Source organism: Massilia sp. TSP1-1-2 (assembly GCF_049896185.1).
Taxonomy (GTDB): domain Bacteria; phylum Pseudomonadota; class Gammaproteobacteria; order Burkholderiales; family Burkholderiaceae_D; genus Telluria_A.
In genome coordinates, this window is record NZ_JAFCTU010000001.1 from 220,086 (window position 1) to 233,259 (window position 13,174).

The 13,174-nt window shown below is 63.6% G+C and carries 13 protein-coding genes; 8 read left to right on the top strand and 5 right to left on the bottom strand.

All coding sequences use genetic code 11. From position 1 onward, the window contains the following. Nucleotides 1-172: 172 nt before the first annotated feature. The 4 genes from ACP7BV_RS01040 to ACP7BV_RS01055 all read left to right on the top strand — a co-directional run bounded on the left by ACP7BV_RS01040 (nucleotide 173) and on the right by ACP7BV_RS01055 (nucleotide 3,035). Nucleotides 173-802 (top strand): hypothetical protein, encoded by a 630-nt coding sequence (locus ACP7BV_RS01040; protein WP_426100595.1) that lies wholly within the window; start codon nucleotides 173-175, stop codon nucleotides 800-802. 209 nt (nucleotides 803-1,011) lie between these two features. After that, nucleotides 1,012-1,887, top strand: a complete 876-nt coding sequence (locus ACP7BV_RS01045) for a cobalamin-binding protein (protein WP_426100597.1) — start codon at nucleotides 1,012-1,014, stop codon at nucleotides 1,885-1,887. 111 nt (nucleotides 1,888-1,998) lie between these two features. Then, nucleotides 1,999-2,718 (top strand): thiol:disulfide interchange protein DsbA/DsbL, encoded by a 720-nt coding sequence (locus tag ACP7BV_RS01050; protein WP_426100599.1) that lies wholly within the window; start codon nucleotides 1,999-2,001, stop codon nucleotides 2,716-2,718. Then, nucleotides 2,715-3,035, top strand: coding sequence for a hypothetical protein (locus tag ACP7BV_RS01055; protein ID WP_426100601.1), 321 nt, complete (start codon nucleotides 2,715-2,717; stop codon nucleotides 3,033-3,035). The genes ACP7BV_RS01050 and ACP7BV_RS01055 overlap by 4 nt, the downstream gene beginning before the upstream one ends. A gap of 176 nt (nucleotides 3,036-3,211) precedes the next feature. On the opposite strand, the gene ACP7BV_RS01060 is transcribed toward ACP7BV_RS01055, so the two are convergent. Continuing rightward, nucleotides 3,212-4,513, bottom strand: a complete 1,302-nt coding sequence (locus tag ACP7BV_RS01060) for an ATP-binding protein (RefSeq protein WP_426100603.1) — start codon at nucleotides 4,511-4,513, stop codon at nucleotides 3,212-3,214. A 390-nt stretch (nucleotides 4,514-4,903) separates the two neighbouring features. Here ACP7BV_RS01060 and ACP7BV_RS01065 point away from each other — a divergent pair, with 390 nt between their 5' ends. Together ACP7BV_RS01065 and ACP7BV_RS01070 are read left to right on the top strand one after the other, a co-directional pair. Continuing rightward, nucleotides 4,904-5,791, top strand: a complete 888-nt coding sequence (locus ACP7BV_RS01065; RefSeq protein ID WP_426100605.1) for a MipA/OmpV family protein — start codon at nucleotides 4,904-4,906, stop codon at nucleotides 5,789-5,791. 1 nt (nucleotide 5,792) lies between these two features. Continuing rightward, nucleotides 5,793-6,488 (top strand): hypothetical protein, encoded by a 696-nt coding sequence (locus tag ACP7BV_RS01070; protein WP_426100607.1) that lies wholly within the window; start codon nucleotides 5,793-5,795, stop codon nucleotides 6,486-6,488. Nucleotides 6,489-6,537: 49 nt separating this feature from the next. Here the strand turns inward: ACP7BV_RS01070 and ACP7BV_RS01075 are convergent, their stop codons facing one another. Next, nucleotides 6,538-7,224 (bottom strand): response regulator, encoded by a 687-nt coding sequence (locus ACP7BV_RS01075; protein WP_426100609.1) that lies wholly within the window; start codon nucleotides 7,222-7,224, stop codon nucleotides 6,538-6,540. Between the two features lie 197 nt (nucleotides 7,225-7,421). Here ACP7BV_RS01075 and ACP7BV_RS01080 point away from each other — a divergent pair, with 197 nt between their 5' ends. Further along, on the top strand, nucleotides 7,422-8,126 hold the full coding sequence (locus ACP7BV_RS01080; protein ID WP_426100611.1) for a glutathione S-transferase N-terminal domain-containing protein: 705 nt from the start codon (nucleotides 7,422-7,424) through the stop codon (nucleotides 8,124-8,126). A 7-nt stretch (nucleotides 8,127-8,133) separates the two neighbouring features. On the opposite strand, the gene ACP7BV_RS01085 is transcribed toward ACP7BV_RS01080, so the two are convergent. The 3 genes from ACP7BV_RS01085 to xseA form a co-directional block, all read right to left on the bottom strand. Continuing rightward, a complete protein-coding gene (locus ACP7BV_RS01085; RefSeq protein WP_426100613.1) occupies nucleotides 8,134-9,186 on the bottom strand; it encodes a DUF1176 domain-containing protein in 1,053 nt (350 codons plus the stop codon). 123 nt (nucleotides 9,187-9,309) lie between these two features. Next, on the bottom strand, nucleotides 9,310-9,888 hold the full coding sequence (sodB, locus tag ACP7BV_RS01090) for a superoxide dismutase [Fe] (protein ID WP_426100615.1): 579 nt from the start codon (nucleotides 9,886-9,888) through the stop codon (nucleotides 9,310-9,312). Between the two features lie 96 nt (nucleotides 9,889-9,984). Next, nucleotides 9,985-11,346, bottom strand: a complete 1,362-nt coding sequence (gene xseA, locus ACP7BV_RS01095; RefSeq protein ID WP_426100617.1) for an exodeoxyribonuclease VII large subunit — start codon at nucleotides 11,344-11,346, stop codon at nucleotides 9,985-9,987. A gap of 579 nt (nucleotides 11,347-11,925) precedes the next feature. Here xseA and ACP7BV_RS01100 point away from each other — a divergent pair. Further along, complete coding sequence (locus ACP7BV_RS01100; RefSeq protein ID WP_426100619.1) at nucleotides 11,926-12,939, top strand: hypothetical protein; 1,014 nt, start codon at nucleotides 11,926-11,928, stop codon at nucleotides 12,937-12,939. Nucleotides 12,940-13,174 lie beyond the last annotated feature (235 nt).

The window sequence follows — 13,174 nt, forward strand, 5'->3', positions numbered from 1 at the left end:
CGAATTTCACGGCGACGGAAGGTGGGTAGTGCGATGCCAGTCCCTATTGCATCGTGTCGAATTCGACGCCTCGTTTTGTCGAATCGTCGCCTGGTTTGAAACTTGGACGCGTCAAGATTGCCTAATAATTCAAAGAGGCCCCAAATTCGACAAATCCAGACGGAGAACGAGTATGAATGCAATAGGGAGTCACACCGTACCCACCCACCTCGTGGCCGAGTTGGTATTGCACCTGCGCAATAGCGGCAGCAAGCTTTCCGTAGTGCAGGCTGCTACTGCCGCCATCCGTGCATGGATCGCGGCAAACTCGCCGCAACCGTCACCGGCCTCTGCCGATCCCGCAAGCAGTCAGGGTTACCAATGGAAAACCCTGTTCCTGCCCAGCGGCACCGAGCTGCGCATGTCTACCCGGCAATCGACCTATCACGCGCGCGTTGAAGGCGACGACATCCTGTTTCAAGGGCGTCGCGTGTCGCCGCGCGGCTTCACGCTCGCCGTTGTTGGCGAAGGGCGCAACGCTTGGCGCGACGTGTGGCTCAGGTTACCTGGCGAACGTTACTGGAAGCAGGCGGTCAGTTGCCGCGCCGACCAGGAACGCACGCTGCGCAGCCAGGCTGCCAAGGGGCCGGCCTCACCGGCCGACACGGTCGCCGCCGCCGCGCTCGTGATGTCCGACGCGCTCAAGACCATGCTCGAACTGGTGGAGCGGGTCAGCGCGCGCCCGGTGCACGCCGACGAGCGCCGCACCACGGGTGCGCGCCGCGAAGAAGACATTCTGGCCGACCATTGCGCTTTCGATTAGCGACGCCGCTGCGTTTATAATGGCCCCGTTTTAGTGTCCGGCTTAGTGTCCGGCTTAGTGCCCGCTCTAGTGCCCGCTCTAGTGCCCGCTGGCGTCACCGCGCCTGCGGGAACGCCGGCCTGATGTTTGTAACGCGTTAACAATGTAGAGACGACCATGATCATTCCCGCCGCGCTCTGCCGCGCACCGGCCCCGTGAAGGGCGCCGCCATGCTTCGCTTTACCATCGGCGCCTTGCTGGCGCTGGCCGCCGCGTCATCAGGCGCTGCCATCTCCGTGCTCGACGACAGCGGCGCGCGCGTCGTGCTGCAGCGTCCCGCGCAACGCGTCATCTCGATGGCGCCGCACGTGACCGAATTGCTGTTTGCGGCCGGCGGCGGCGCGCGCGTGGTCGGCGCCATCAACTACAGCGACTATCCCGAGGCGGCCCGCCGCGTGCCGGTGGTCGGCAGCAGCAGCGAGCTTGACATGGAGCGCGTGCTGGCCCTGAAGCCGGACCTGCTCGTGGTCTGGCAAAGCGGGAACACCGCGCGCCAGCTTGAGCAACTGCGCCAGACCGGCATCCCCATTTTCTACAGCGAGCCCACCCGCCTCGAACACGTGGCCGACAGCCTGACCCGCTTCGGCGTCCTGCTCGGCACCGAACCGGCTGCGCAGGAGACGGCGCAAAATTTTCGCGCCAAAATCGCCGCGCTTGAAAAACGCTACGCCAGGCGTTCACCGGTGCGCCTGTTTTACCAGATCTGGGACAAGCCGCTTTTCACGCTCAACAACAGTCAGATCGCCAGCGACGCCATTCGCCTGTGCGGCGGCGTGAATATTTTCGGCCAGCTCAAGGTCAAGGCGCCGATGGTCAGCACCGAAGCGGTGCTCGAACAAAATCCGGAAGCGATCATCGGCAGTGTGCGCGACGACTCGCCCGAGGCTGGCCTGAACATGTGGCGCGCGTACAAGGGCATGCTGGCGGTGCGCCGCAACAACCTGTTCAGCCCGCCGGAATCGCTGACCCGCGCCGGGCCGCGCATGGCTGCCGGCGTGGCCGACCTATGCGAAAAACTCGAACTGGCGCGTCAACGCCGGCGGTAACCCTGCGTTACAGAGGTAAGTAATTGCAATAATGCTCCCGCCGGCCCGGGCCTGGCCCAAAAAAGTGGTAATCTCGCGTCGTTCGCTCAATCAATCAACAAGGACTACCTTATGCGTTCCCTCCGTCTTGCTGTCGCCGCCGTCGCCATGATCGCCACCACCGCCATGGCAACTCCTGCCGATCCGAAAAACGGCGCCGAATATACCACGCTGGCCGCGCCGCAGCCGACCCAGGCGGTTGGCAAGAAGATCGAAGTGATCGAATTTTTCGCCTATCACTGCCCGGCCTGCAACCTGATGGAGCCGCACGTGGCCGAGTGGGTCAAAAAACACGGTAGCGACGTCACCTTCAAGCGCGTCGCCTTTCCCTTCCAGGGACCGGCCGATCCGGAAGCGCACCTGTGGGTAACCTTGGATGCCATGGGCAAGAGCGACGAATACGGCCCCAAGGTGTTTCGCGCCGTGCACGTCGAGCGCCAGCGCCTGATGACTGACGCGGCCATCTTGGATTGGGTGGCCAAGAGCGGCCTGGACAAAGCCAAGTTCACCGAATACTGGAATTCCTTCGGCGTGCTGACCAAGCTGCGCCGCTTGCCGCAGATGGTCTCCACCTACAAGATTGACGGCACGCCGACCTTCGTCGTCGACGGCAAATACGTCACCTCGCCAGGCGCGGTAGGCCAGGCCAACCCGGCCATTCCCAGCAGCGGCGTAGCGGGGGCCGCCGGCGCCACGCTCGACGCCCTCGTTGCCATGGCGATGAAGGAAAAAGGCTACAGCGCCGCCGCGCCGGCGGCGCCTGCGCCAGCGAAGAAAACCGTGAGCAAATGAGCGACGAAACGGAAAAAAAGATCTTGAAAATTTACGACGGGTCGCGGCCCGACGTCAAGGATCTGTTCGAGACCAGCCACGTCAATCAGGTCGCGTGGACGCTGGCGGTGTTGATGGCTGGCCTGGCGCTATGGCTGGCCATCGCCTTGGTCAATGCAGAAAACCAGCGCCACGCCTTGATGACGAAGCAATGCGAGGACAAGGTTTTCAAGGGCGAGGTTGACGTCATCTGCATGCAGGTTGTCAACTCGCGTCCCCACTGGTGGGAACACCTGTGGTACGGCCTCACGCACCTGCAGCCGAGCGTCAAAGAATAGCGCGCCAGCCCCGGTAGATCGTCGCGTTGCCAAGGCAAGTAGGTCGGATAAGCGTAGCGCAATCCGACGTGCGTGAACGTGACGCATGTCGGATTGCGCTACGCTTATCCGACCTACGACACGACGCCACTGTGGCAACATCCTCGTTTGCCAAAAATCGACGCCCCCCACTACCCCTAACCCGGCAAACTGATCACAAACCGCGCCCCTCCCAATACCACGGACTGCTCCACCCGAATCGTCCCCCCATGCAGCGCCACCGCCTTGTGTGCGATCGACAACCCCAACCCGAACCCGCCGGTGGCCCGATCGCGGCTGCGGTCAAGCCGATAAAACGGCTCAAACACGCGCGCGCGTTCCTGCTGCGGAATCCCCGGCCCGTCATCCTCCACCACAATCTCCAGCCCCGCCCCGCGCCTGGCCGACAGCACCACGGTCGCATCGCAATACTTCTGCCCATTGGTCAGCAAATTGCCAATCGCGCGCGCCAGCAAGCGGCGGTCGGCCCGGACCATGCCCAGCTGCTCGCCCAGCACCACCTGCACCTTGCAAGTTGACGGCGGCAACGCCGCCACACAACCGGCCAGCAAGGCGTCGACGCGCGCCTCCTCCAGCTGCAAGGCCTGCGCGTTATCGAGTTTGATCATCCCCAGCAACTCATTGACCAGCCCATTTAACTCCTCGACATCGCCCTCCATGGCCGCGATGCGCGGCTCGAGCGCCGCATCGCCCGCGTGGGCGCGCAGCAATTCCAGCGCAAACCCCAGCCTGGCAATCGGCGTGCGCAATTCATGCGACACCGAATGGATCAGGTTGCGCTGAGCGTCGAGCAAACTCTGGATGCGCCCGGCCATCAGGTTCATGCGCTCGGCCAGCGGATACACACTGGCCCCCGGCTTGAGTATCGCGCGCGCCGATAAATCCCCCGCGCCCACCTGGTCGGCGACCTGCGAGAGCACCTGCAAGCCCATCCAGTGCGAGCGCGACCACAGCGCAATCGGAATGAGCAGCGCCAGCGCCACGATCACATAGCGTACCGCTTCCATCTGCAGCGCCAGTCCTATATCGATGGGCAAGTCGCGCGCCAGGATTACCTCGTCGGCGCTGCCCACGTAGTAGCTGCCCGACAGGTCAACCCGCCGGTAAAACGCCTTGCCGGAGATGTCGAGCACGACCTCGCCGCGCGCGAGCGCCGCATGCAGGTCGCGCGGCAGGGCGGTGCGCGCATCGGCCAGCGCGATGAGTTCGATATTGATGCCCGACACTTCGCGCACCTTGTTCAGGCGCACCAGCCACTCGTCGCCGGGGGCCTTGTCGACATACTGTTCGATGAGAAAAATCTGGGCCGCCGCCTGGCGCCGCGCGATGTCGTCGAGCGGGTCGCCGAACAGGCGACTGATGACGAAATAGATGACGAACGTGGCCACCGTGATAGACAGCATGACCAGCACGAAAAAGCGAAAGAAGATGCGGTTCATGCACCCTTTCGCGGCAGCGCCTCACGTTCTGTTGCCAAAACCATCTGCTTTCCTCCTGCCAGCATTGTATGCGAGGCCGATCGGCTTGGGAACATTACAAATGGACGACAAATACGGGACAGTGTGAGGGGGAATGGGAATGCATTGTTGCCTAAGATGAAGTTATCGGTTTCCGTTTGCCCACCGATGCATCAGTATCGTGGGCTTTTTTTATTCGCAGTACGCGCAACCGGTCCGGCCGCCGCACGCCTAGCGCGTCGCCTGGCGGCCCGGCCGGGTGCCATGTTACATGCCGTGCAATTACTTGCCGTGCACTTACTTGCCGTGCAATTAGGGATGTCAACGGGCAAGGTAGAATATGAGCCATCCGGACTTTCCCCTGACACCACCATGAAAACGTTTCTCGCGCCGCCGCTGACGCTGTTGCTCACGCTGTTGCTCACGCTGTTGTTCACCTGCAGCGCAGCGCAGGCCCAGACGCCCGCGAACAACCCGATGCCCGACGGCAGCCGCGACCTGTACATCGGCCTGGGCGCCATTACGCAGCCCGTCTACCAGGGCGGCAACGCGCGGCGCGTGCGCGCGCTGCCGCTGCTGCAGCTTGAGTGGAGCAATGGCGTGTTCGTCTCCGGCATGAGCGCCGGCATGCATCTGTCGCAGCAGCCCACGCTCGAATACGGGCCCCTGCTGTCCGTGCAGACCCGGCGCGGCGTCGATGGCACCGGCGAGGCCATCGACGGCATCGGCCAGCAAACCGTCCCCGGCGTGATGCAGCCGACCAGCCAGCGCGGGGCAGCGTCCGGCGGCGACGGCTTGCAAGGCATGGACCCGATCAAGGCGCGCCTGCAGGCCGGCGCGTTTGTCAACTATGACGTCACGCCCACGCTACGCCTGACCAACAGCGTGCTGTACGGCGCCGGCAAGTGGCATGACGGCCTGGTCTGGAACCTGGCCGTGCAGCACACCGCCGCCGACATCACCGCGCACCACCGCTTGAGCTGGTCGGCGGGCGCCACGCTGGTCAACAACCGCTACAACGCCAGTTTTTTTGGCGTCGGCGGCAGCGAAGCGACCAGCAGCGGCCACCGCCCGTACGCGCCCGGCGGGGGCGTGCAGGATGTGTATCTGGGGGCGCGCTGGAACTGGGCGCTGGCGCCCGGCTGGCTGCTGGTCAGCGGGGCGCGCGTCACGCGATTGCAGGGTGACGCGCGCCATAGCCCGCTGGTACAGCGGCCGACAAATGTTTCCGTTTCTTCTGGCCTGGCCTACCGGTTCTGACATGCGCGCATTCACCTCCTTGTCCGCGTTTTTTGCACTGCTGTTCACGGCCGGATCGGGCGTGGCGCAAGTCAATGACGGGCAATGGGTGAGCTACCGCGACGCCTACCGGGCGATGGTCGCGTTCGAAAAGTACGGCAAAAGCAAGCACTTCATCCAGAACCACTTCCAGGTCATGCCCCAGGACAAAAACCTGGCGCCCGAAGGCTTGCAGCTATCGCTGCAGGGCAAGGGAACCAGTGTGAACCTGCCGCTGGACGCGACCGGACGCACCGTCTTCCCGCTGCTCAAGTCGGCATACGACGAGAATGCGGCGCTGGTGTTAAATCGCAAAGTGAGCCAGTACGTATTCCGCCCGCGCATCTCGATTGTGGTGCGAGCGGACGGCGTGTACGAAACGGGCGACCTGCGCAGCGCCTGCGAAGAAGCGCTCGCTTACCAGCGCACAGTGGACGCCACGCTGCGCGCGCTGCGTTGCACCGGCGTGCGCTTCGTCTTCGCGCGCGGCATGGTTGACCCGGGCGTACGGGTGCGCAAAGGGGAGGGCGAAGCGCTGACGACGCAAGACGGCCCGGCCTTTCCGGGCGACCCGTACGAAGGCTTCCGGGTAGTGACCTACCGCTTCAGCGCGGCGGGCGAAAAGAGCCACGTCGTCACCCAAAACGCCCCCCTGGCGATCAACCCCATCTACGAATAGCCCACCACCCGCATAGTCGCCAGCGCAACGTAGGGCGGAAAAGCGCAGATCACCCCCACGCCGACGGCGAAAACAAATACCCCTCACCCCACACCGTCTTGATCTTTTCCGAATCCACATCATCGAACTTGCGGCGCAACTTGGAAATGCAGTTATCAATACTGCGATCGAGCCCATCGAACTCAATCCCCCGCATTTTCTTGAGCAGCGCATCGCGCGAGAGCACATGACCGGCCGACTCGGCCAGCACCAGCAGCAGCTTGTACTCCGTATTACTCAGCACACACGGCAACCCGCGCCACGTCACGCTGCGGTCGCTCACCGCAATGGAGAGCGCCCCGAACACCATGCCCTGGCCTTCCGGCTCGCTCCTGCCGCTAGCGCGCCGCATCAGTGCGCGCAGGCGCGCCAGCAGCACGCGCGGCTGCACCGGCTTGTTGACGAAATCGTCGGCGCCCTGTTCCAGCACCGACACTTCATCATACGAATCCTCGCGCGCCGTCAAAATCAGAACCGGCACCGCGGAAAGCTCGCGAATCTGGCGGCACACCACCATCCCGTCCAATCCCGGCAGCATCAGGTCAAGCACCACCACATCCGGGGCCAGCGACTTGAAACTGGCCAGCGCGGTGTCGCCGCGGGTGACCAGGTCGACCGTGAATTCATAACTGTTCAAGTATTCCGTGACCAGCTGCGCCAGGCGCATATCGTCTTCCACCAGCATCACTCGGTACATGGCATATCTCCTCGGCGGCTATTGTATAAGAGTCGCGCCGCCAACGGCCAGATGCGCAAAAGGGCGGACAAATGGATACATTTGATGACACGCCAGCGTGCTGAAAATCTGCGACCGACTCCGAACATTCCAGCCCCCAGCGTGATTTTTGAATAGCACGTAGACTCCAGCGCTACCCATCTTTACCAGGAGCCAGCATGCCCGACCTGTCCGCCTTCCCCATGACCAAAAAATGGCCCGCCAGCCACCCGGAGCGCCTCCAGCTCTATTCGCTGCCCACGCCTAACGGCGTGAAGGTCGCCATCATGCTCGAAGAAGCAGGCTTGCCGTACGAGCCGCACCTGGTCAGTTTTGACAGCGCCGACCAGACCTCGCCCGAATTCCTCTCGCTCAACCCGAACAACAAGATCCCGGCCATCATCGACCCGAATGGCCCGGACGGCGCGCCGCTGCCGCTGTTCGAGTCCGGCGCCATTTTGCTGTACCTGGCCGAAAAAACCGGCAAATGCCTGCCCGCCGATGCCCCCGGCCGCTACGAAACGATCCAGTGGCTGATGTTCCAGATGGGCGGCATCGGCCCCATGTTCGGCCAGCTCGGCTTTTTCACCAAGTTCGCCGGCAAGGACTATGAAGACAAGCGCCCGCGCGAGCGTTACGCGGCCGAAGCGAAACGCTTGCTGGCCGTGCTGGACCAGCGCCTGGCCGGGCGCAACTGGATCATGGGCGATGCGTACACGATCGCCGACATTGCGATTTTTCCGTGGGTCAATACGCTGAACACCTTTTACGGCGCCGGCGAGCTGGTCGGGATCGCCGGCTACACCAACGTGATGCGCGTGCTGGAAGCTTTTCTCGCGCGCCCCGCGGTGCAGCTTGGCATGCAGGTGCCGCACCGGGAGTGAGCGCCCGCTAGCGGGCCGGGCGCACGTCGCTGACGATGCGCGGCAAATTCCATGCACCGCCGGCGGCCACCATCCGGCACATGCCCGAAGTCGCCGAACTGGTATGGATGAAGGCAGCGTCGTTCCAGGTCCAGGCGTCGCTGGCGCGGCAGTCGCCCAGGCCGCGCTCCTTGTGGCTGGCCACGATGGCCGGCTCGTCGGCCTCGCTGCCCGAGGTGGTGACCAGCACTGGGTGAAACGGCGGCGCGGCGTCGACCACCCAGTACCCGTCGCCCACGTTGTAAGCGCCCGCCCAGCAGCGGGCCGACACCAGCAGGCGCTGCGCGTCGAGCCGGCGCACCGTCAGCGGCGCTGCCGCGGCGTCGTCCAGAACGGGGCAGTAATCCTGCTCGCCCAGGCTGGTGCGCAAGGCTTGACGCAGGGGCGCGGCCTGCGCCTGGACCCAGTGCGCATCTGGCGGCGTGGTGCTGACCCAGCGCGCCGCATTGACCACCGGAACCGGCGTTGCCGGCAGCACCTGCGCTTCTGAGCGCGTGCCCGGCTTGAGCAAGGCGCCGCGGGTGCCGATGCGGCGCTGAAAGTCATCCATCTTGAGCAGCACCGCCGCCGCGCCTTCGCCCGACAATTGCCAGCGCTGCGTGCCAGCCGTCCAGGCGATGCTGGCCGTGCCGGGCAGGGCGGCCAGCAGCGCGCCCAGCACCTTGGGCGGCAGGGCCACCTTGCTGCGCCCGGCCATCACGCTGCCGGCGTCACGCCCGTCGATGCGCAGCGTCAGCGCGAGCACCGGCGGCAGGCGCGCCGCGGCATCGACTCGCTCGCCGAGCAGCAACTGGCCGCTGACCGGCTGGCCCGGACCGGCGCGGCGCGTCAGCAGCACCGATACCGGCGCCGCATCGGCGCTGCGCTGGTAACCGACGGCGCGGCACGTGCCGGTGTTGTCGCAGGCAAGTTCCCAGTCGGCATACGAAAAATACAATCCGGGAAGAACTTCTTGTGCCTGGGCGGAATGGGCCAGGCAGGATGCGGCAACAATGGCCGGCAGCAATGAACGAAAGCGCATGACGAGATCCCTCGAGATGAGAATCCACTATCGCTTGTGATGAAAAAAAGGCCCTTGTCTTGCGACAAAGGCCTTGTTTGCAGCGCGCGCCGCGGTGCGCCGCACAGCGCGCGCCGTCGCTTGTTACGCGAAGTTCTTGGCCACGAAGTCCCAGTTGACCAGGCCCCAGAACGTTTCCACGTACTTGGCGCGCGCGTTGCGGTAGTCGATGTAGTAAGCATGCTCCCAGACGTCGCAGGTGAGCAGCGGCTTGTCGCCGGTGGTCAACGGGCAGAGCGCGTTGGACGTGTTGACGATATCGACCGAACCGTCGGCCTTTTGCACCAGCCATGTCCAGCCGGAACCGAAGTTGCCCAGGCACGACTTGGTGAATTCTTCCTTGAACTTGTCGAACGAACCCCACTTGGCGTTGATCGCGTCCGCTGCGCCGCCTGCTGGTGCGCCGCCGCCGGCCGGCTTCATGCCGTTCCAGTAAAAGGTGTGGTTCCACACCTGGGCCGCATTGTTAAAGATGCCGCCGGACGATTTTTTGATGATCTCTTCGAGCGACAGGTTCTCGAACTCGGTGCCCTTGATCAGGTTGTTCAGGTTGGTGACGTAGGTCTGGTGATGCTTGCCATAGTGGTATTCGAGCGTCTCTTTGGAGATGTGCGGCGCGAGCGCGTCCATGTCGTAGGGGAGTGGCGGCAGTGTATGTTCCATGGCTTGTCCTTTGGTGTTGAGAGCGTGATTGGCGTTAAGAGCGTGATGAATGTGCAAACGACCCTTATTGTAGTGCGTCTCGGCTTTCGATGCAGGCTAATCCAGTGCGCCCTGCACGCTGGCAACCCCGACCTCGGCGCTGCCCTCGGCCAGGCGGATGTTGAGCAGTTGGCGCGGCGCGATCTGGGACGGTGAGCGTAGCACGTTTCCGGCCCCGTCGCGCACGATCGCGTAACCCCGTTCCAGCGTGCGCTGGGGATTGAGCAGCTCGAGCTGGGCCGACAGCGCGCCCAGCGCATGGCGCCGCTGCCTTAGCTGGTAGGCGAGCGCGCTGGCCAGGCGCTGGCGGTGCGAGTCGATCTCGATCCGGCGCGCGCGCGCATCGGGCTTGTGGCTGGCCCAGCGCGCGCGCAACTGCGCCAGCGCAAAGCCGTGCCGCCCCACCGGCGCGCGCACCGCGTGCGTGAGCGCGGTCGACAGCGCCACCAGTTTCAGGCGCTGGTGGCCAATCTGGGCCGACGGGCTTTGCAGCCTGCGCGCCAGGTTGTCGAGCGACTGGCTGGCCTCGCCCAGCGTGCGCCGCATTGCGCGCCGCAGGTCGACGGCGTCGGCACCCAGCGAGGCCATCCAGTCGGCGTGCGCGGTGGCGGCCAGTTCCGCCGCTGCGGTGGGCGTGGCGGCGCGCACGTCGGCGGCAAAGTCGGCAATCGTAAAGTCCGTCTCGTGGCCCACGCCGGCGATCACCGGCATGCTGCACGCGGCGATCGCGCGCGCCACGACTTCTTCGTTAAAGCTCCACAAGTCTTCGATCGAACCGCCGCCGCGGCACACCAGCAGCACATCGACTTCGGCCCGGAAAGACGCGCTGGCAATCGCCGCGGCGATCCGTTCGGCCGCGCCCTGGCCTTGCACCGGCGCCGGGTACAGCACCACGCGCACGTGCGGCGCGCGCCGCTTGAGCGCGCTGAGAATGTCGCGCAGGGCCGCCGCGTTGGGACTGGTGACAATGCCCACGCTGCGCGTAAACAGGGGCAGGGCGCGCTTGCGGTCCGGGTCGAACAAACCCTGCGCGCCCAGCGTGTCCTTCAGGCGCAGGAACGCTTCGTAGAGGGCGCCCACGCCGGCGCGCCGGATCGCCTCGACATTGATCTGATAGTCGCCGCGCGCCCCGTACAGCGTGACGAGCGCGCGCACCTCGACCTTGTCACCTTCGCGCGGCGTAAAGCCGGCGAACTGCGATTTGCCGCGAAACATCACGGCGCGCACCTGGGCGGCATCATCCTTGAGCGTGAAATACCAGTGGCCGGAACTGGCGCGCGTAAAATTGGAGATTTCGCCGCCGATCCAGGTGAGCGGAAAGGAGCGCTCGAGCAGGCGCGCCACCTGCGCGTTGAGGGCGGTGACGGTCAGTACCGGCGGCGGTGTATAGCTGGAATCGGGGTCGGGCGAAGTCTGCATGGGGAAAGCTGTCCACAAAAATTTACGACGGTCATGCTTATGTCACAGTTCCGCCGCGACATCAAGTATTTTTTATAAGTGTTTGATTATAAAAGAAAAACGCTGGCTGCGTCATTTAGAGGCAGTGGACGAAAACCCTTATAGATCAATGACTTTGGCGAACCGCTCCATAGTTGCTCACAAAGTTATCCACAGATTCTGGTGATAGATCCGCAGGAGCCGGCCCGCCTTTGCGCTGGTAGCAAAATGGGCCGACTCCATGCATACTTTGGCTATTCGACAACCTTTATCCGGACGCGGCAGATGACAACAAGATCCATGGCGGCGGCGCTTCCGACACATTTGAAGGGCGCGACTGTCCGAACAGTCGGCGCAGTTGGGGCAGTTGGGTCAGTCGCCGCTTTTGTCTGCTTTGCGCTGGCCGGATGCACCCACACACCGACCGATGCGGACGTCAGTTTAGGCTGCGAACCATGGAAAACGACGTCCCGCTGGAAAGGACCTGATCCGTCCGACATCCCCCGACCATCAAGCAGTCCCATCGTTCGCAAACTCGACCTGTCGGACAATGGCGAACTGATGGACCGCTGCCAGTGGACGGACGTCCTGCTTGAAATCGGCGGCGGCGCTACGGCGACGGGCAGTGCGCACCGGTCGAAATTCGTCGTCTTCTACGTGCATGGCTGGAAGCACAATTCTGCTCCTGCAGACAGCGACCTGCAAAATTTTACCGCGCTCGTTGCCAAGCTGACGGACGCCAAAAAGAACAGCGGGCAAGACGTGGTGGGCGTGTTCATCGGTTGGCCGGGTGCCTCCAGTCCCGTGCCGGGCTTGAAAAACCTCACGTTTTGGGACCGCAAAAATGCGGCGGACCGCGCCATTGCCGTCTCAAACGTCACCAAGCTGCTGGGCGCCGCGGCTAACATCAAACGGCGCCGGAGCGATCCAAAAGACTTCATCACCGCCATTGGCCACAGCTTTGGCGCGCGCATCTTGTTCTCATCGGTCGCGCCCGTCCTGCTGCACAACCAATCGATGGCCCATCCGGGCGGCCACGGCGTCTACGACGCCTTTTATGGCGCGGCGAACCTGACGATCTTGCTCAACCCGGCCTTCGAAGCCTCCCGGTTTTCCGCCTTCAACAGCAACCGGCGCATCCAGGAACAATACAACCGGGCGCAAGAGCCCACGCTGCTGACAATTTCCACATCAAACGACTATCCGACGCGCTTTGCCTTCTCCGCGGGGCAACTCCTGACGGGCCGCTGGAGCGAACGGGAACGTACTACCTTGGGCAACTATGGCGACTACGTCACGCACACGCTGCGCAAAACCGCGAGCGCGCCACAGCAGCTGGCCGACGCGCGGTGGTTCGATCAATTCTGTGAAAAGACAAAAAACGAGCGTGGCAATGAGGAGACGCTGTGCCTGACCCGTACCGCGCAGGAAGCGCAGCCTGGCAATCCTTTTCTCGTCGCCCGCACCGACGGCACGATTTTGAATGGCCACAACGGTATCTGGAAAGATACCTTCCAGACCTGGCTGATCAAGTTCATCGAAGCGACTGAACTTGCCCAGCGCCAGCAAAAATAGCCCGCCTTGCCGCACAATTCGGGCCGCGCGTCAATTCGGGGTCAGACCACAAGTGGAAAAGCTGGCGGCGCTACAAACTTAAGCAGGTGCAAAAAGTCATTTGTTTTCAATGGCTTGTCGAGCAACCCGAACGGTTGCACACAAAGTTGTCCACAGAAGATGTGCAAAAGATGAAGGAAGGAAAAGGCAATCTGGACGCCGAAGTGTCGGCTATGGCGTCGGAAAAGGACGTAGT